The sequence below is a fragment of the Frigoribacterium sp. AC394 genome (assembly GCF_979258095.1).
Genome location: NZ_OZ409834.1, coordinates 1,023,480 through 1,041,655, shown reverse-complemented (window position 1 = coordinate 1,041,655; position 18,176 = coordinate 1,023,480). Strand labels below are relative to the sequence as shown.

The 18,176-nt window shown below is 71.0% G+C and carries 13 protein-coding genes and 2 pseudogenes; 11 read left to right on the top strand and 4 right to left on the bottom strand.

The features are described from left to right. The first annotated feature begins 22 nt into the window (after window positions 1-22). The 6 genes and pseudogenes from ACZZY9_RS04700 to rplL all read left to right on the top strand — a co-directional run bounded on the left by ACZZY9_RS04700 (window position 23) and on the right by rplL (window position 5,638). Window positions 23-1,009 (top strand): sugar phosphate isomerase/epimerase family protein, encoded by a 987-nt coding sequence (locus tag ACZZY9_RS04700; protein ID WP_463464637.1) that lies wholly within the window; start codon window positions 23-25, stop codon window positions 1,007-1,009. A 16-nt stretch (window positions 1,010-1,025) separates the two neighbouring features. Continuing rightward, complete coding sequence (locus ACZZY9_RS04695; protein ID WP_463463178.1) at window positions 1,026-1,991, top strand: TolB family protein; 966 nt, start codon at window positions 1,026-1,028, stop codon at window positions 1,989-1,991. A 55-nt stretch (window positions 1,992-2,046) separates the two neighbouring features. Continuing rightward, window positions 2,047-2,805, top strand: coding sequence for a response regulator transcription factor (locus tag ACZZY9_RS04690; protein ID WP_463464636.1), 759 nt, complete (start codon window positions 2,047-2,049; stop codon window positions 2,803-2,805). Then, complete coding sequence (locus ACZZY9_RS04685; RefSeq protein ID WP_463463177.1) at window positions 2,802-4,382, top strand: sensor histidine kinase; 1,581 nt, start codon at window positions 2,802-2,804, stop codon at window positions 4,380-4,382. The genes ACZZY9_RS04690 and ACZZY9_RS04685 overlap by 4 nt, the downstream gene beginning before the upstream one ends. Before the next feature lie 306 nt (window positions 4,383-4,688). Beyond that, a pseudogene (gene rplJ, locus ACZZY9_RS04680) lies at window positions 4,689-5,205 on the top strand (50S ribosomal protein L10). Between the two features lie 49 nt (window positions 5,206-5,254). After that, the gene (rplL, locus tag ACZZY9_RS04675) at window positions 5,255-5,638 is read left to right on the top strand and encodes a 50S ribosomal protein L7/L12 (protein ID WP_192058750.1); all 384 of its coding nucleotides are present in this window, start codon (window positions 5,255-5,257) and stop codon (window positions 5,636-5,638) included. A 281-nt stretch (window positions 5,639-5,919) separates the two neighbouring features. Here the strand turns inward: rplL and ACZZY9_RS04670 are convergent, their stop codons facing one another. Together ACZZY9_RS04670 and ACZZY9_RS04665 are read right to left on the bottom strand one after the other, a co-directional pair. Then, window positions 5,920-7,383: an APC family permease gene (locus ACZZY9_RS04670; RefSeq protein ID WP_463463176.1), complete on the bottom strand. Its 1,464-nt coding sequence runs from the start codon at window positions 7,381-7,383 to the stop codon at window positions 5,920-5,922. A gap of 64 nt (window positions 7,384-7,447) precedes the next feature. Beyond that, window positions 7,448-9,037, bottom strand: a complete 1,590-nt coding sequence (locus ACZZY9_RS04665) for a LuxR C-terminal-related transcriptional regulator (protein ID WP_463463175.1) — start codon at window positions 9,035-9,037, stop codon at window positions 7,448-7,450. A gap of 196 nt (window positions 9,038-9,233) precedes the next feature. Between ACZZY9_RS04665 and ACZZY9_RS04660 the strand changes: the two genes are divergently transcribed. Continuing rightward, window positions 9,234-11,102 (top strand): ABC transporter ATP-binding protein, encoded by a 1,869-nt coding sequence (locus ACZZY9_RS04660; RefSeq protein WP_192059256.1) that lies wholly within the window; start codon window positions 9,234-9,236, stop codon window positions 11,100-11,102. A 47-nt stretch (window positions 11,103-11,149) separates the two neighbouring features. On the opposite strand, the gene ACZZY9_RS04655 is transcribed toward ACZZY9_RS04660, so the two are convergent. Beyond that, on the bottom strand, window positions 11,150-11,884 hold the full coding sequence (locus ACZZY9_RS04655; protein WP_463463174.1) for a DUF305 domain-containing protein: 735 nt from the start codon (window positions 11,882-11,884) through the stop codon (window positions 11,150-11,152). Next, on the bottom strand, window positions 11,881-12,549 hold the full coding sequence (locus tag ACZZY9_RS04650; protein ID WP_192058741.1) for a DUF3105 domain-containing protein: 669 nt from the start codon (window positions 12,547-12,549) through the stop codon (window positions 11,881-11,883). Before ACZZY9_RS04650 ends, ACZZY9_RS04655 begins: the two co-directional genes overlap by 4 nt. 264 nt (window positions 12,550-12,813) lie before the next feature. Between ACZZY9_RS04650 and ACZZY9_RS04645 the strand changes: the two genes are divergently transcribed. The 4 genes and pseudogenes from ACZZY9_RS04645 (at window position 12,814) to ACZZY9_RS04630 (ending at window position 18,075) form a co-directional block, all read left to right on the top strand. Beyond that, on the top strand, window positions 12,814-14,178 hold the full coding sequence (locus ACZZY9_RS04645; RefSeq protein ID WP_463463173.1) for a cystathionine beta-synthase: 1,365 nt from the start codon (window positions 12,814-12,816) through the stop codon (window positions 14,176-14,178). Between the two features lie 44 nt (window positions 14,179-14,222). Further along, on the top strand, window positions 14,223-15,380 hold the full coding sequence (locus ACZZY9_RS04640) for a cystathionine gamma-synthase (RefSeq protein WP_463463172.1): 1,158 nt from the start codon (window positions 14,223-14,225) through the stop codon (window positions 15,378-15,380). 177 nt (window positions 15,381-15,557) lie between these two features. Continuing rightward, window positions 15,558-16,937 carry an MFS transporter gene (locus ACZZY9_RS04635; protein ID WP_463463171.1) on the top strand — a complete coding sequence of 460 codons (1,380 nt, stop codon included), beginning with the start codon at window positions 15,558-15,560 and terminating at the stop codon, window positions 16,935-16,937. A 117-nt stretch (window positions 16,938-17,054) separates the two neighbouring features. Beyond that, window positions 17,055-18,075, top strand: a pseudogene (locus tag ACZZY9_RS04630) (LacI family DNA-binding transcriptional regulator). The last annotated feature ends 101 nt before the right edge of the window (window positions 18,076-18,176 follow it).

Sequence of the window (18,176 nt, the reverse complement as noted above, 5' to 3'; positions counted from 1 at the left end):
CCGAGAGCTCCGCCCCGTCACCCTGTTCACCGGCCAGTGGGCCGACCTGCCCTTCGAGGAGGTCGCCGCGCTCGCGGCCGGCTGGGGGTACGACGGGCTCGAGATCGCCGCATCGGGCGACCACCTCGACCTCGAGCGAGCCGACGTCGACGACGCGTACCTGCGGTCGCGTCTCGAGGTCCTCGACCGCCACGGGCTGAAGGTCTGGGCGATCTCGAACCACCTCACCGGACAGGCCGTGTGCGACGATCCGATCGACTTCCGACACCAGGCCATCGTCCGCCCCTCGACCTGGGGCGACGGCGACCCCGAGGGCGTGAGGCAGCGCGCCGCCGAGGACATGAAGCGCGCCGCGCGGGTCGCCCGCAAGATGGGGGTCGACACCGTCGTCGGCTTCACCGGCTCGAAGATCTGGCCCTACGTCGCGATGTTCCCCCCGGTGCCCGCGTCGGTGATCGACGCCGGCTACCAGGACTTCGCCGACCGCTGGAACCCCATCCTCGACGTCTTCGACGCCGAGGGGGTCCGGTTCGCGCACGAGGTGCACCCCAGCGAGATCGCCTACGACCACTGGACGAGCGTCCGCACCCTCGAGGCCATCGAGCACCGTCAGGCGTTCGGCTTCAACTGGGACCCTTCGCACATGCTCTGGCAGGGCGTCGACACCGTGGGCTTCATCACCGACTTCGCCGACCGGATCTACCACGTCGACTGCAAGGACACCCGGATCAAGCCGCCGTCGGGTCGGTCGGGCGTGCTCGGCTCGCACCTGCCCTGGGGCGACCCCCGGCGCGGCTGGGACTTCGTCTCCACCGGTCACGGCGACATGAACTGGGAGGACGCCTTCCGCGCCCTCGACTCCATCGGCTACGACGGTCCCATCTCGATCGAGTGGGAGGACGCGGGCATGGACCGCCTGCACGGCGCTCCCGAGGCGCTCGCGCACATCCGCTCGCTGCTCTGGAAGCGGCCCACCGCCTCCTTCGACTCCGCCTTCTCGAACCAGTAGCCCGAGAGACCCCGACATGCCCCGCACCCTCCTTCCCGGCCAGCGCTGCCGCGTGCTGATCGTCGACCCCGCGACCGGGGCGACCGAGACCGTCTTCGAGAGCGGCACCCTGCTCGTCGAGGCCCCCAACTGGAGCCCGGACGGCCGCTGGCTGGTCGTCAACGGCGACGGTCTGCTCTGGCGCCTGCCGGTCGACGCCCGGGCCGCCGACCAGACCGCGCTCCAGGCCGTGCCGATGGGCGACGTGCCGGAGATCAACAACGACCACGTGATCGCGCCCGACGGGTCGGTCGTCTTCGTCAGCGCCCGCGACGGGCACGTCTACGAGATCCCGTGGGAGGGGGTGCCCGCGGGGGAGTCGGCCCGCCGCGTCACGAGCGCGCACCCCGAGGGGCGGAACCACAAGAACTACCTGCACGGGGTCTCGCCCGACGGCAGCACGCTCAGCGTGATCGTCGGAGCCCTGCCCGCGCCGGTCGCCGACCCCGGAGCCGAGGAGGCTCGGGTCGACTGGCGCACGAACGTCGCCCTCGTCACGGTGTCCGACGGCGCGGCCACCCCGGTCACGGACGACGAGCACCCCGACGACGGGGCCGAGTTCGCTCCCGACGGCGCCCGGCTGTGGTTCAACTCGGAGCGCGCCTCCGGGGGAGTCGCCGGTCACGCACAGCTGTTCCGCGCTGGTCTCGACGGCACGGAGGCCGTGCAGGTGACGCACGACGAGCGGGTGAACTGGTTCCCGCACGTGTCGCCCGACGGTCGCACGCTGCTGTACGTCTCGTTCGAGCCGGGGACGCTCGGCCACCCCGAGAACCGCGACGTCGTGCTGCGAACCCTCCCGCTCGGCGGCGACGGACTGCCCGAGCCGGGCGCGACGCCGCACGACGTCCTCGCGTTGTTCGGCGGCCAGGGCACGGTCAACGTGCCCGGCTGGTCGCCCGACTCGTCCCGCTTCGCCTGCGCCGACTACCCCCTCGCCTGAACGCCGTCACGGCTCCTCCATCGGCGCTGCACAGTCCGCTCATAGGAATCTCCCGATACTGGAGAGCGTGACCACGACAACCCCCGCCACCGCAGCCGCCCCGAGACTCACCCGGGCCGACGGATCGCCTCTCCGAGTCCTCGTCGTCGACGACGAGAACAGCCTCACCGACCTGCTCTCGATGGCGCTCCGGTACGAGGGCTGGGACGTCAAGGCCGCCTCCGACGGGCAGAGCGCGCTCACGCTCGCCCGCGAGTTCAAGCCCGACGCGATGGTGCTCGACTGGATGCTGCCCGATATCGACGGTCTCCAGGTGCTCGGCCGCCTCCGACAGGGCGGCGACGACACCCCGATCCTGTTCCTCACCGCGAAGGACGCCGTCGAGGACCGCGTGCAGGGGCTCACCGCCGGGGGCGACGACTACGTCACCAAGCCGTTCTCCCTCGAAGAGGTCGTGGCTCGCCTGCGCGGGCTGATCCGCCGTTCGGCGTCCGCCCTCAGCGAGAGCGCCGACTCGCGCATCACGGTGGGCGACCTCGTGCTCGACGAGGAGAGCTACGAGGTGCACCGAGGCGATCGCGAGATCGAGCTGACGGCGACCGAGTTCGAGCTGCTCCGGTTCCTGATGCGGAACCCGCGTCGTGTGCTGAGCAAGGCGCAGATCCTCGACCGGGTCTGGAGCTACGACTTCGGCGGCAAGTCGAGCGTCGTCGAGATCTACATCTCGTACCTCCGCAAGAAGATCGACGCCGGCGAGGAGGCCATGATCCACACCGTGCGCGGTGTGGGTTACGTGATCAAGCCCGTCTCGTGAGTCGACCCCTCCCCGCTCCGGCCGGGTCGCGCCTCCGGAGTTCCTGGCGGAGCCTGGGGCGGAGCCTGCCCGGCGTCGCCGGCCCCCTCACCCTGCGGCAGCGCCTGATCCTCAGCATCGTGGCGCTGGTCGTGCTGCTGACCGTGGTGATCGGCTCGCTCAGCGTCCTCGTGCTGCGCGTGTCGCTGATGGACCAGCTCGACGGCGAGCTCGCCGGGGCGACCACGCGCGCGGCCTCGCCGGGCGGCGCTTCCGAACCCTCCCTCTCGCCCGACGGCGACGAGCTCAACGGACCGCGTCAGGCTCCCGGCACGGTGACCGCCGTGGTCGTCGACGGAGCGGTGCGGGCCGCCTACCGCATCACCGACGGGGGCGACCTCGAGACCGTCGACCTCGGTGGATCCGGCGACTCGCTGGCCGCCGTCGTCGAGAGCCCCGTCGACGGCGACGGGCGCACGCCGGCGATGACGGTCGACCTCGGCGGCGATCTCGGGTCGTACCGGGTCGAGGCCCTGCGGGGCACCCTGCTGTCGAGCTCGACGCCGGCCTATCTCGTCGTCGGTCTGCCCACCAGCAGCGTCGACCGCACCATCACCGTCATGGTCGTCGCCATCGCCGCCGTGACGATCGTCGGTCTCGCGGTCGCGATAGCCATCGCGTTCGCCGTGGTCCGCTCGGCGCTGCGGCCGCTGCAGCGGATGTCCGACACGGCTCTGCGGGTCGCCGAGCTCCCGCTGGACCGCGGCGAGGTGGCGCTCGCCGAGCGCGTCGACGAGCAGGACACCGACACCCGCACCGAGGTCGGTCGCGTCGGCGCGTCGCTGAACCGCATGCTCGGCCACGTCGCCGGAGCGCTGGAGGCGCGGCAGCAGTCCGAGAACAAGGTGCGGCAGTTCGTCGCCGACGCCTCGCACGAGCTCCGCACCCCGCTCGCGTCCGTGCGCGGTTACGCCGAGCTCACCCGTCGCATGAACACCGATCTGCCCGACGACGTCGTCTACGCCATGGGGCGGATCGAGTCCGAGGCGCTGCGGATGACCTCGCTCGTGGAGGACCTCCTGCTGCTGGCCCGACTCGACGAGGGGCGCGACCTCGTGCTCGCCGACGTCGACCTGACCCGCATCGTGCTCGACGCGGTCAATGACGCGCACGTGGCCGGGCCCTCGCACGACGTCGACGTCGACGTGCCCGACGAGCCCGTGGTGGTCTCGGGCGACGGCATGCGGCTGCACCAGATCGTCGCCAACCTGCTGACGAACGCCCGCACCCACACTCCCGACGGCACCCGCGTGCACGTGACGCTCTCGGTCGAGTCGGCCGCCGCCGTCGTCCGGGTCGCCGACGAGGGCCCGGGCATCGACCCCGGGGTGCTGCCCGTGCTGTTCGAGCGGTTCGCCCGTGCCGACAGCTCGCGGTCGCGCAAGGCCGGCTCGACCGGTCTCGGCCTGGCGATCGTGCAGGCCGTGGTGCAGGCGCACGGCGGTCGGGTGGACGTCGACAGCTCGCCGGCCGGGGCCGTCTTCACCATCCGACTGCCGTTCCCCGCGACGGCCGCGGCTCGGCCCGACGCGAGCTGACGCGGGCGCAGGAGGCGCGACTTGCGTGATCGCGCCTCCTGCGTCTACTCTGATCACAGCCCAAGACCGCCGGTCGTGTCCGCCTGCTCGCAGACGGATACCGAAGGTTCTCGAGAGAGAGCGACCAGCGCAGGTGTGTGAAGTCGTTCCTCTTCTCGAAGAGATCCAGCTCCGTGCCCCTCGCGCCGGAGCTTTTTTCTTTGTGCTGAACACCTCAGACCCGAGATCAGTCCTCTGATCTCAGACCTGAGGCGTGCAGCGTTCGAGACCGGGGGGCTACCGGCACACCCACGTTTTAGGAGAGCCATGGCGAACAAGGAAGCATCGGTCGCCGAGCTCACGGAGAACTTCCGTGACTCGACCGCCGTTCTGCTCACCGAGTACCGCGGTCTCACTGTTGCCGAGCTGAAAGAGCTCCGCAAGTCCATCAGTGCAGACGCGACGTACGCCGTGGTGAAGAACACGCTCAGCAAGATCGCGGCGAACAACGCCGGAATCAGCTCGTTCGACGACGAACTCGTCGGACCTTCTGCGATCGCCTTCGTGCACGGAGACCCTGTCGCCGTCGCCAAGAGCCTGCGTGACTTCGCCAAGGCACACCCCGCTCTGATCGTGAAGAACGGTTACTTCGACGGTAACCCGCTCACGGCAGACGAGGTCAAGCAAGCTCGCCGATCTCGAATCCCGAGAGGTGCTGCTGGGCAAACTGGCCGGCGCCTTCAAGGCTTCGCTGTTCGGTGCTGCCTACCTGTTCCAGGCACCGCTGTCGCAGGCCGTTCGCACGGTCGAGGCGCTGCGTGCCAAGCAGGAAAGCGACAGCTGAACAGCTGTCGTACCAACCCACACTTTAGAAAACCCATAAGGAGAACACCATGGCGAAGCTCACGCAGGACGAACTGATCGAGGCCTTCAAGGAGCTCACGCTCATCGAGCTCAGCGACTTCGTGAAGAAGTTCGAAGAGGTCTTCGAGGTCACCGCTGCTGCCCCCGTGGCCGCCGCCGGTGCCGCCGGCCCCGCCGCCGCCGCTGAAGAGGTCGAAGAGCAGAGCGCCTTCGACGTCGTGCTCGAGGCTGCTGGCGACAAGAAGATCCAGGTCATCAAGGAGGTCCGTGCGCTCACGAGCCTCGGTCTCGGCGAGGCCAAGGCCGTCGTCGACGGTGCCCCCAGCACCGTCCTCGAGGGTGCTTCGAAGGAAGCCGCCGAGAAGGCCAAGGGCCAGCTCGAGGCTGCCGGCGCCACCGTCACCCTCAAGTAATTCCGCTTCACCGCTTCACACGAAAGGCGTCACCCTCCGGGGTGGCGCCTTTCGCCATTGCGCCGCGTGCGTGCCTGTGCGCGTGCGCGTGCGCGTGCGTGTGCGTGTGCGTGCGAGTGCGTGTGCGTGTGTGCGTAGCAGGGGCTGCGGCGGGTTCCCGTCATCGGCGGCGGGTCAGCGCTGACCCGCCGCCGATGACAGGAACCCGCCGAACCGGATCGTGCCCTCGAAAAACGCACGCGAGCACGAGTGACGGCGACCCGCCGAAACGGAACGGGCCGTCAGGAGGCGCGGGCGAGCACCGAGTGACGGCGCCCGTACCCGAGGTACACCGCCGCGCCGACGAGCATCCAGACGCCGAACGCGAGCCAGGTGATCCAGCCGAGCGTCACCATCAACAGCACGCAGAAGGCGCAGCCGAGCACCGGGACGACGGGGTAGAGCGGCACGCGGAAGGTCCGGTCGAGCTCGGGCCGGTTGCGGCGCAGCCAGATCACCGAGACGTTGACGAGGGCGAAGGCGAACAGGGTGCCGATGCTCGTGGCGTCAGCGAGGGCGCCGAGCGGCACCAGCGCCGCCGCGAGGGCGACCGCGCCGCCGACGATCAGCGTGCCGGCGACGGGCGTCTGCGTGCGGGGCGAGATGCGACCGAGCACCCTCGGCACGAGTCCGTCGCGCGACATCGACACGAAGATGCGGGTCTGGCCGTAGAGCACGGTGAGGACGACGCTCGCGATCGCCAGGACGGCGGCCACGGCGAACACGAACGCGACCCACGGCTGACCGGTGATCTCGGCCACGATCGCGACGAGGGACGCCTCGCCGTCGGTGAAGGTCTCCCAGGGGCGGGCGCCGATGGCGGCCACCGCGACGAGGATGTACAGCACGGTGATGATCACGATCGAGGCGATGATCGCCCGCGGGAGGTCCCTCTTCGGGTCGCGCGCCTCCTCGCCGGCCGTCGACGCCGCGTCGAAGCCGATGTACGAGAAGAACAACCGCGACGCCGCGGCCGAGACGCCGGCGGCGCCCATCGGGGCGAGGGGTTCGAAGTTGCCCGCGCTGAAGGCCGTGAAGGCGACCGCCACGAAGAACACAAGCAGCCCGATCTTGACGACCACGAGCACGGTGTTGACCCAGGCCCCCTCGCGGGCGCCCGGCACGAGCACGAGCATCGCGACGATGACGAGCAGGGCCGCGGGCAGGTTGACGACCCCGCCGGCGCCCGGGGGCTCGGCGATCGCGTCGGGGAGAGCGAGGCCGAACACGCCGAGGGCCTCGTTGACGTACTGCCCGGCGCCGACGGCCACCGCGGCGACCGATACGGCGTACTCGAGCACCAGGCACCAGCCGCAGACCCAGGCGAGGCCCTCGCCGAGCGTCGCGTAGGCGTAGCTGTAGCTCGACCCCGAGACGGGCACGCTGCCGGCCATCTCGGCGTACGACAGCGCCGACAGCAGGGCCGCGACGCCCGCGAGCACGAAGGCGATCCAGACGGCGGGGCCGGCGAGGGGGACGGCCGTGCCGAGCACGACGAGGATCCCGGTGCCGAGCGTCGCTCCGATGCTGATCGCGGTCAGGTGCCACACGCCGAGCGACCTCCGGAGACGCGGACGACCCGCGGAGTCCGTGGCTGCCGCGGCGCTCGCGTCGCTCTCGGCGGCGAACGCCTCGAGGGGCTTTCGCTGCCGCAGCTGGGCGGCGAGCGAGAGGCGGGAGGAGGGCGAGGCGGTGACTCTGGGCACCGCGAGAGGCTACCAGGCACCCGCAGCGCCCTCCGCGCCTGCAGCGCCCTCCGAGGGAGCGAGGTCAGTCGTCGATGTGCAGACCGAGCTCGCGGACCCTCGTCATCGCCTCGCGACGGGACGACGCCTGGAGCTTGCGGTAGATGCTCCGCACATGGCTCTTGACGGTGTTGACCGAGATGAACAGCTGACTGCCGATCTGGCCGAGCGTCTGACCGGTGGCCAGGTGGCGCACGATCACGAGCTCGCGGTCGCTGAGGGGCTCGTCGAGGCGGGGCGCCGCGTCGACCGACGAGCCGAGGAGGCGCTCCAGACTCGCCCGGATCGGCTGCGACTGCTCGCGGTGCGAGGCCCGCTCGAGCAGGTGCCGCAGCACGTCGTCCCCGAGGGTCGAGAACATCCACACCGACTCGTTGCGCCCGGCGGCCAGGAGCGACCGGTCGAACGCGATGTCGGCCCGGGCCGTCTCGCCGAGGGCCAGATGCGCGGCGGCGACGATGGCGTGGACGTGCGGCATCGTGCGGTCGCTGTGGAGGTCGCCGAGCACCAGGCAGGGCTCGAGGGCGTCGAGCGCGGCCTCCGGTTCGCCGGCCGCCAGGTGCACGAGCGCGAGCACGCGGGCCGGGCACTGTATGTGTCTCGGGGTCGGGACGAGCGGAGCCGCGAGACGCCGCGCCTCCTGCGGCTGACCGAGGCAGCGCATCGTCTCGGACCGCAGCGACGCGATGGCCCCCGGCAGCGTCGACGTGCCGGTGAAGGCGTCGACCAGCCGGGTGATGCGGGCCAGCAGGTCCAGCACCTCGATGTAGCGGCGCTCGACGAGGCAGGCGTGGGCCTCGGCGAACCAGCCGTGCGCCTCCCAGTCGCTGCCGCGGGTGGCGAGCCGGACGGACTCGACGGTGGCGGCGACACTGGGCTCGCCGCGTTCGAGCGCGAGCTGCAGCCGGGTGATCTGCGCGAGCGCGCCGAAGACGCTCGACATCAGCTCGGTGCCCTCGGCCAGCGCCTCGGCCGCCTCGAGGTGCTCGTCGGCGAGACGGAAGTCGCCCAGCAGCATCGCGACGTACGCCAGGGCCGAGAGGCACTCGACGCGTTCGGCGAGACTCAGGTGCTCGACGGCGAGGCCGCCGGCGAGGCCGAGGGCGAACTGGGCCTGGTCGTACTCGCCGTAGTGGACGCGGATCAGTCCGAGCTGCAGCGAGAACGAGGCGCTGAGCGAGATGCGCGTGCTGATGGACTCTGTCGTGTCGTTCTCGATCAGCGTGCGAGCCACCTCGAGGTGCTCGTGGGCGACGACGAGGTTGCCGAGCGACCGCAGCGCGGCGGCGAGATGGATGTGGTAGCCGGCCCGTACCTCCAGCGACATCGTCGGATCGGCGTCGATGGCCTTGGCGACCCCTCGGAACCAGGGCAGCGCGGCGCTGCGGGAGCGCGAGCCGACGGAGCGGTGGCTGGCGGCGAGGGCCAGCAGGATGCGCGGGCGGCCCCGCCACTCGTCCTCGGGCGTCGAACGGATGGCTTCGCGCAGTCGGGCCCCCTGCAGGGGCGCGATGCTCGTCCAGGCGCGTTCGATCGCGTCGAGGGCAGCCCGGTGGTCGGCGGGCTGCATCTCGGCGCTCGGGTAGTCGGCGGCCGTATCGTCAGGCGTGTTCACGGGTCCTAACCTCTGCCGTATCGGGGTTCCTCGGTCGGGTACGAGGACTACGGCGTCGGGATGGTGGTCGTCCATCCGTCGCGCTCATACTAAGGTGACATCTCCGCTCCATCGACCGATTGGTCGTAAGCGCCCTGAAATGGGGGCCGAACGTGTACCCCGATGGTCTTCGGCGTACCGTTGGCGGATGAGCAGGATGGACTCCGTCGCCTCGGGCGGCGGGATGCGCGGCGGCGGGACGCGCCCCGGTCGCGTCTCGAGCGGCGACGCCCGGGCCCAGAAGGCGGCCAACGCCGAGGCCCCCCGGGTGCCGCATCTGCTGCGACGCATCCGCGGGCTGTTCGGGCCGCACAAGCGGGCTCTGGTCGTCACCGTCGTGCTCGTGTTCATCGGGGCCGCGATCAGCGTGCTGCCGCCCCTGCTCACGAAGCAGGCCTTCGACCGCGGGCTGTTCCCGAGCGGTGGCCCGGACGTGCCGGTGCTGCTCGAGCTCGTCGGGGCGATGATCGGACTCTGGGTGCTGTCGGCGGGCATCGGCGTCTGGCAGACCTTCCTGACCGCGACGGTCGGCAACAAGGTGATGGGGGCGCTGCGGATCCGGCTGTTCGGTCACCTGCAGAACATGGAGCTGGCGTTCTTCACCCGCACCAAGACCGGTGTCATCCAGTCGCGGCTGCAGAACGACGTCGGCGGAGTCGCGAACGTCCTCAGCAACACGATCTCGAGCGTGCTCGGCAACACCGTCACCGTCATCGCGGCCTTCGTCTCGATGCTCGTGCTCAGCTGGCAGATGACCGTCGTGACGGTGATCCTGCTCCCTCTGCTGGTGGTCGCCCAGCGCCGGGTCGGTCAGGTGCGGGCGCGCATCGCCACGCAGACGCAGGAGTCGCTGAGCGACATGACCGCCATCACGCAAGAGGCGCTCAGCGTCAGCGGGATCCTGCTGGCGAAGAGCTTCAACCAGCAGAGGGCCGAGATCGAGCGCTACTCGGCCGAGAACCGGACCCAGATCGGTCTGCAGGTGCGCCAGCAGATGAGCGGGCAGTGGTTCTTCGCGGTCGTCCAGATATTCCTGTCGGTGATCCCCGCGGTCATCTACCTCGTGGCGGCCTGGCTGATCCTCCGCGACGTGCCGGTGACGGCGGGCACGATCGTCGCCTTCACGACGGTGCAGGCGCGGTTGACGTTCCCCCTCATGGGGCTGCTGCGGGTCGCCCTCGACCTGCAGACCTCGGGCGCGCTCTTCGCGCGCATCTTCGAGTACCTCGACCTGCACCCGGCGATCGACGACGACCCCTCGGCGCGCACCGTCGACGAGTCGCGTCTCGGCCGGGTCGAGTTCGACGACGTGTCGTTCTCGTACCCGGACGCCGAGCCCGGCCAACGGACCCTCGACGGGGTCTCGTTCGACATCGCGCCGGGTCAGTTCGCGGCGTTCGTCGGACCGAGCGGGGCCGGCAAGACGACGGTGTCGTATCTGATCCCGCGGTTCTACGAGGTCTCCGGAGGCGCGGTGCGGTTCGCCGGGACGGACGTCCGCGAGCTGCGCCAGGAGTCCCTCGTCGAGCACATCGGCATCGTCAGCCAGGAGACGTACCTCTTCCACGCGACGATCGCCGACAACCTCCGGTACGCCCGGCCCGACGCCACCGACGAGCAGATCGTCGACGCGGCGCGGCGGGCGAACATCCACGACACGGTGGCGTCGTTCCCCGAGGGCTACGACACCGTCGTCGGCGAGCGGGGCTACCGACTGTCGGGCGGCGAGAAGCAGCGCATCGCCATCGCCCGGGTGCTCTTGAAGGACCCTGCGGTTCTCGTGCTCGACGAGGCGACCAGCGCGCTCGACACGGTCTCGGAGCGCGTCGTGCAGGAGGCGCTCGACACGGCCGCCCGAGGCCGCACCACGATCGCGATCGCGCATCGGCTCTCGACCGTGCGGGCCGCCGACGTGATCTTCGTCGTCGACGCCGGGCGCGTGGTGGAGCGGGGCACGCACGACGAACTGGTCGCCCTGGGCGGCGTGTACGCGGAGCTCTACGGGCAGCAGGTCACGACCGGCTGAGCGGCACGGCGTCCCCGTCGCGGGGAGCCCCGTCGAGGGGCGTCGGCCTACTCGCGTTCGGCGAGCATGTCCTCCATCGCGTCGATCTCGCTCTCCTGGCTCTGCACCATGCCGGTGGCGAAGACCCGCACCTGACGGTTCTCGCTGCGGGCGAGCACGGCGTCGGCCATCTCGACCCCGCCGCGGTGGTGGGCGATCATCAGGGTCAGGAACATCCGCTCGGCCTCGACGCCGCTGGCCGCCTCGAGCGCGGCGAGCTGCTCGTCGGTGGCGAGCCCCGGCATCGGACCGCCGGGTTCGTGGGTGGCGACCGGCGTGGCCGAGCCGCCCGCGCCTCCGGACGGGGTGTGCTGGTGGTCGCCGTACGAGCCGTCGAGGGTCGGCCGCGACATCCAGGTCATGGTCGGTTCGGAGGGGGCCTGCGGCACCCCCCAGAGCTCGAGCCAGGCGAACATCTGCCCGGCCTGCTGCGACTGCGTCAGCGCCATGTCGTAGGCCATCGATCGCGTCGCCGGGTCGTCGGTGCGGTCGCGGACGATCATGGCCATCCGCACGGCCTGCTCGTGGTGCACCTGCATGTCGCGCGAGAAGCCCGCTTCGACGCTCTCGGTGCCGGGCGTGACCGGGTTCGGCGAGCTCAGCCGACCGACGGCGATGCCGATCAGCAGGACGAGGGCGATGCTGAGGGCCGCGGCGACGACGAGCCGGACACGGCGCCCCCGGGAGGCACGGGTCGGGTCGGCGACGCCGGCCCCGGTACCGCCACGCTCGGCGTCGGTCACGCGATCTTGCCTGCTCCGTCGACACCGCCGGTGCAGGGGGCGCCGGGCTCGGGGGCGTCGCCGGACTTCCAGTACTTGGTGACGAAGTCGGAGACGGCCTCCTCGTCGTCGGTGACGTTGGCGAACGGCAGCTGCGCGCCCCACGCGGAGACGTACATGGGGGAGTCGAGGCCCTCGTAGGGCGAGACGACGGCGTAGGTGCTGGGGGCGAAGTCGCGGAGCTCCTCGATCTCGGCCTCGCTCACCTGAGCGGGGTCGTAGGTGAACCAGACGGCGCCGTGCTCGAGGTCGTGGACGGCGTTCTCGTTGGGCACGGGTTCGGTGTAGACGCCGCAGTTCAGCCAGATCTGGTTGTGGTCGCCCCCCGCCGGAGGGGTCTGCGCGTAGTCGACCGGCCCGGTGACGTGGTTCGCAGTCAGGTCGGAGAAGGTCTGGGCGCCCTCGACGACGATGTCGCGCGGGTTCTCGCGCGGCTGCCCGCTGGTGACGACGAAGGCGACGACGATGCCGATCACGGCCAGACCGGCGACGGAGCCGGTCACGATGCCGATCAGGCGGTTGCGCTTCGCCCTCTCCTGCTGCTTCTTGAGCGCGGCGACCTTCTCCTGACGCCGTGCGTCGCGCTGCTGCTTGACCGAGGGCTTGTCGTTGTTGCCGTTGGCCATGTGAGGTCCTGTCGTCAGAAGGGGGCCGATGTGACATCGGAGTAGCCGTCCCATTCTCGGGCACACGACGCTGAAAGGAAGGTCACAGCGTGCAGTGTCTGCACCGTCCGGGCGTCCGACACCCGTCGCCCGAGACCCCGCGGGTCTCGCCCCGTAACAGTCGCAGGGCGCCTCGATAGACTCGACGCCTGGTCGCCACCCCGCGACCCGAGCCCGTCACCTCGAATCCGCACCCCACGACGGAGGCGGAGAACCGGAGCCTTCGTGAAGTACGCCGAGACCGTCCTCGACCTGGTGGGCGACACCCCGCTCGTCAAGCTCAACAAGGTGACCGAGGGCATCACGGCGACCGTGCTGGTCAAGGTCGAGTACCTGAACCCCGGCGGCTCGTCGAAGGACCGCATCGCCACCCGCATCATCGACGCCGCCGAGCGCGAGGGTCTGCTGAAGCCCGGCGGCACCATCGTCGAGCCCACGAGCGGCAACACGGGCGTCGGGCTCGCCCTCGTCGCGCAGCAGCGGGGCTACCGCTGCGTCTTCGTGCTGCCCGACAAGGTCGGCGAAGACAAGCGGAACGTGCTCAAGGCCTACGGCGCCGAGATCGTCGTCACCCCGACCGCCGTCGAGCCCACCAGCCCCGAGTCGTACTACAGCGTCTCCGACCGCCTCGCCCGGGAGATCCCCGGGGCCTTCAAGCCGAACCAGTACGCCAACCCGAACGGCCCACTCAGCCACTACGAGACGACCGGGCCCGAGATCTGGCGCGACACCGACGGGCGCATCACGCACTTCGTCGCCGGCGTCGGCACCGGCGGCACCATCAGCGGCACCGGCCGCTACCTCAAGGAGATCTCAGGAGGCGCGGTGCAGATCGTCGGCGCCGATCCCGAGGGCAGCGTCTACAGCGGCGGCACCGGGCGTCCCTACCTGCTCGAGGGCGTCGGCGAGGACTTCTGGCCGAGCGCCTACGACCCGAGCGTCGTCGACCGCATCATCGCCGCCTCCGACGCCCGGTCGTTCGACCTGACCCGGCGCCTCGCCCGCGAGGAGGGTCTGCTCGTCGGCGGTTCGTCCGGTCTGGCCGTCGCCGCCGCCCTCGATGTCGCCCGCGAGCTCGGACCCGACGACGTCGTCGTCGTGCTGCTGCCCGACAGCGGCCGCGGCTACCTCGGCAAGATCTTCAACGACGCGTGGATGCGCTCGTACGGCTTCTCGGACAGCACCGACGAGCGCACGGTGCGCGACCTGCTCGCGTCGAAGACCGGTTCGCTGCCCGAGCTGGTCCACGCCCACCCGAGCGACACCGTCCACGACGTGATCGGCATCATGACCACGTACGGCGTCTCGCAGATGCCGGTGCTCTCGGCCGAGCCCCCCGTCGTGATCGGCGAGGTGGTCGGAGCGATCGAAGAGAAGTCCCTGCTCGAGGCGCTCTTCACCGGGGGAGCGACGATGGGCGACGCCCTCGCGCCGTTCGTCGGCGAGCCCCTGCCGCTGATCGGCATCAACGAGTCGGTCACCGCCGCGCGCACCGCCCTCGAGTCGACCGACGCGCTGCTCGTCACCGACGACGGCAAGCCGGTGGGCGTCGTCACCCGCCACGACGTGCTCGCCTTCGTCTCCGCCTGATCCAGGCACCTCCGCATCGCAGTCCCCTTCGAAAGGACACCCGCATGACCCACGGCTTCTCCACCCGCGCCATCCACAGCGGTCAGGACTTCGACCCCACCACCGGTGCCGTCGTCCCGCCCATCTACCAGTCGTCGACGTTCGTGCAAGACGGCATCGGCGGGTTCCGCGGCGGGTACGAGTACGCCCGGTCGGCCAACCCGACGCGCGACTCGCTGCAGACCCTGCTCGCCGACCTCGAGGGCGGCAGCCACGCGTTCAGCTTCGCCTCGGGTCTCGCGGCGGAAGACGCGCTGCTGCGGTCGGTCCTGCGCCCCGGTTCCCGCATCGTCATGGGCAACGACGTCTACGGCGGCACCCACCGCCTGGTGAACCGGCTGCACGTGCCGTGGGGCGTCGTGCTCGAGACCGTCGAGATGACCGACCTCGACGCCGTCCGCGCCGCCGTGCGCCCCGGCGAGACCGCCGTGCTCTGGGTCGAGACCCCCAGCAACCCCCTGATGAAGATCAGCGACGTCACGGCGCTCGCCGAGATCGGTCACGCCGCGGGCGCGCTCGTCGTCGTCGACAACACCTTCGCGTCGCCCTACCTGCAGCAGCCCCTGTCGCTCGGGGCCGACGCCGTCGTGCACTCGACGACGAAGTACATCGGCGGTCACTCCGACGTCGTCGGGGGAGCGGTCGTCGTCGACGACGAGGCGCTCGCCGACAAGATCGGGTTCCTGCAGTTCGGCGCGGGCGCGGTGTCGGCTCCGATGGAGGCCTGGCTGACCGTCCGCGGCATCAAGACCCTCGGAGTCCGGGTCGATCGTCACTCGTCGAACGCCGCGACCATCGCGGAGGCGCTCGAGGGGCACGCCGCCATCGACCGCGTCTACTACCCGGGTCTCGCCTCGCACCCCGGGCACGACATCGCGGCACGCCAGATGAAGGCCTTCGGCGGCATGATCTCCGTCTCGCTGGCCGCCGGGCCGTCCGTCGCGCGTCGCTTCGCCGAGTCGACCGAGCTCTTCCAGCTGGCGGAGTCCCTCGGCGGCGTCGAGTCGTTGATCGGCTACCCGACCGAGATGACGCACGCGTCGGTGCGCGGCACCGAGCTCGAGGTCCCCGAGACCGTCGTCCGGCTCTCGGTCGGCATCGAGGACGTCGACGACCTGCTCGCCGACGTCCTGCAGGCGCTCGACCGGGCCACGTCCGACTAGTCGAGCTGCGCCTCCTCGGCTCGCCGGCTCCGCGCCTCCTCGTCCTCCCCTCGTTTCTCCGTCGAGGAGTCACGACGCGCCGTGCCGAGCCGAGGCCGCACGGCGAGTCGTGACTCCTCGTCGCGGAGGGGCGGGGCCGGGGCGGGAGGCGAGGGAGGCGCGGCCTAGGGTGGGGGGATGTCCGACGTCGCACTGAGCACCCGCCCCGAGGGGGTCCTCAGCCGGCGGTATCTCCTGGCGACGCTCGGCATGTGCGCGCTGATCGGCATCGCCGCGTTCGAGTCGCTCGCCGTCACGACGATCATGCCGATCGTCAGCGCCGACCTCGACGGCGAGAGCCTGTACTCGCTCAGCTTCGCGGCACCGCTCGCGACCGGTCTGGTCGGCATGGTGGTCGCCGGCAACTGGGCCGACCGGAGCGGCCCCCGGGTCGTGGTCATCGCGTCGATGCTGCTCTTCGCGGTCGGCCTGCTCGTCGTGGGCGCGGCCCCCGACATGACGGTCTTCCTGCTCGGGCGTCTCGTGCAGGGGCTCGGATCGGGCGCGGTGATCGTCGGCCTCTACGTCATGGTCGCGCGGCTCTACCCGCCGACTCTGCATCCGTCGATCTTCGCGGGGTTCGCCGCCGCCTGGGTCGTCCCCGCCCTCGTGGGCCCGCTGATCGCCGGTCTCGTCGCCGAGAGCCTCAGCTGGCACTGGGTCTTCGTCGGGGCGGTGGTGCTGGCCGTGCCCGCCTTCGTGATGATCCTGCCGAGCCTCCGACGGGTTCCACCGCCCGACCGCGCCGACGGCGGGGGCGCCGTGCCCTGGAGTCCGCGACGGATCCTCTGGGCGGCGGGCGCCGCACTCGGGGTCCTGGCGCTGAACCTCGTCGACGAGTTCGAGCCGGCCGTCGCGGTGGCCGTGGTCGTCGCCGCCGTGGTCGCCCTCGCGATCGCCCTGCGGCCGCTGCTGCCGCCCGGCACCCTGCGTGCTCGCGCCGGTCTGCCGACCCTGGTGCTCCTCCGCGGTCTCGTCGGGGCGGCGTTCCTCGCCAGCGAGGTCTACATCCCCTACCTCCTCCAGGATCGCTACGGCTTCAGCTCGTCCGCGTCGGGCACCGCTCTGACGGCGGGGGCGCTCGGCTGGGCCCTCGCGAGCTGGAGTCAGGGGCGCCTCGGCGAGCGGGTCCCGCAGCGGACGGGCATCCGCATCGGCATCCTGCTCGTGCTCGGCGGACTCGTGGTCGCCACGCTCACCCCGCTCCTCGGTCTCGCGCCGGGTGCGCTCATCGCCACCTGGACCCTCGCCGGCTTCGGCATGGGCTTCATGTACCCGCGGTTCTCGGTGCTGACGCTGGCGCTGTCGACCGGGTCCGACCGGGGCTTCAACAGCTCCGCCCTGACGATCTCCGACTCGGCGGGGTCGGCCGTGGCGCTCGCCGTGGCAGGCGGCGCATTCGGTCTGCTCGGCGGGGCGTCGAGCCCGTACGCGTTCGCCGCCTGCTTCGCGATCGGCTCGCTCGTGGCGCTGCTGGCGCTGGTGCTCAGCGGGCGCGCGGTGCCTCGACGGCGGTGAGCCGCGCCTCCTGCCGCCGTGGTCTCGTGGTCGAGACGCGGCCCGCAGAACTGCATAATGGTCTGCAGACAGCGATGTGTACGGTCACACCGCTCGTGACAGAGCGACGGAGCCACGGTGAAGCCTGACATCGACAAGGTGCGTGCTCCCAACATCCGCGACGTCGCCGCTCTCGCCGGCGTCTCGTATCAGACCGTCTCCCGAGTCCTCAACGACAGCCCGAGCATCCGCCCGGCGACACGGCAGCGCGTCCTCGACGTGATCGAGCAGGTCGGCTACCGCCCGAACCAGGCGGCCCGAGCCCTCGTGACCAGCCGTTCGCGCGCGATCGGCGTGCTCACGCTGCAGAACGTCCACTTCGGCCCGCAGACGATGGTCAACGCGATCGAGGCGGAGGCGCGGGCGGCCGGCTACCGGCTGAGCATCGCCAGCACGACGCGGGCCGACGACGACGTCCGCGCGAGCCTCGACCTGCTGACCAGTCAGGCCGTCGAGGCGATCATCGTCATCGCGCCGCAGCGCAAGTTCTTCGACGTCATCGACGAGCTCGACCTCGACGTGCCGATCGTCGCCCTCGACTCGACGCAGCGCAACCGGGCGCACAGTCTGTCGGTCGACCAGTTCGCCGGCGCCCGCCTGGCCACCCGGCACCTCATCGACCTCGGTCACCGCCACATCGTCCACGTCGCCGGCCCGCAGGACTGGATCGAGGCGGACGAGCGCATGCAGGGGTTCCTGTTCGAGATGGGCGAGGCGGAGCTTCTCGATCGAGCCGCCCATCCTCGGCGACCTGACGGCGGACTTCGGCTACCTCGCCGGCAAGGAGCTGCTGCGGCGCCGCGACTTCACGGCGGTGTTCGCGGCGAACGACCTGATGGCCGTCGGGCTGCTGCACGCCTTCCGTGAGGCGGACGTGGACGTCCCGCGCGAGGTCAGCGTCGTCGGCTTCGACGATGCGCCCACGGCGGCGCACCTGTGGCCCCCGCTCACGACCGTCCGGCAGGACTTCGACCTGATCGGGCGTCGCGCGGTCGAACTCGTCATCGGCGAGCTCGAGGGGCACGAGGTGATCGACCGCACCCTGCTGGCCGCCGAGCTGATCGTCAGGGCCTCGACCGATCGACCGTGGTTCCTGTGACGCGACGGGCGCGGAGAGCGTCGTCGCGCCTCCTCGGCGGCCTCTCCGCGGCCCGACCGTCGACCGGCTCGGCACCGCTTCATAACAGATCGGCCACGGCG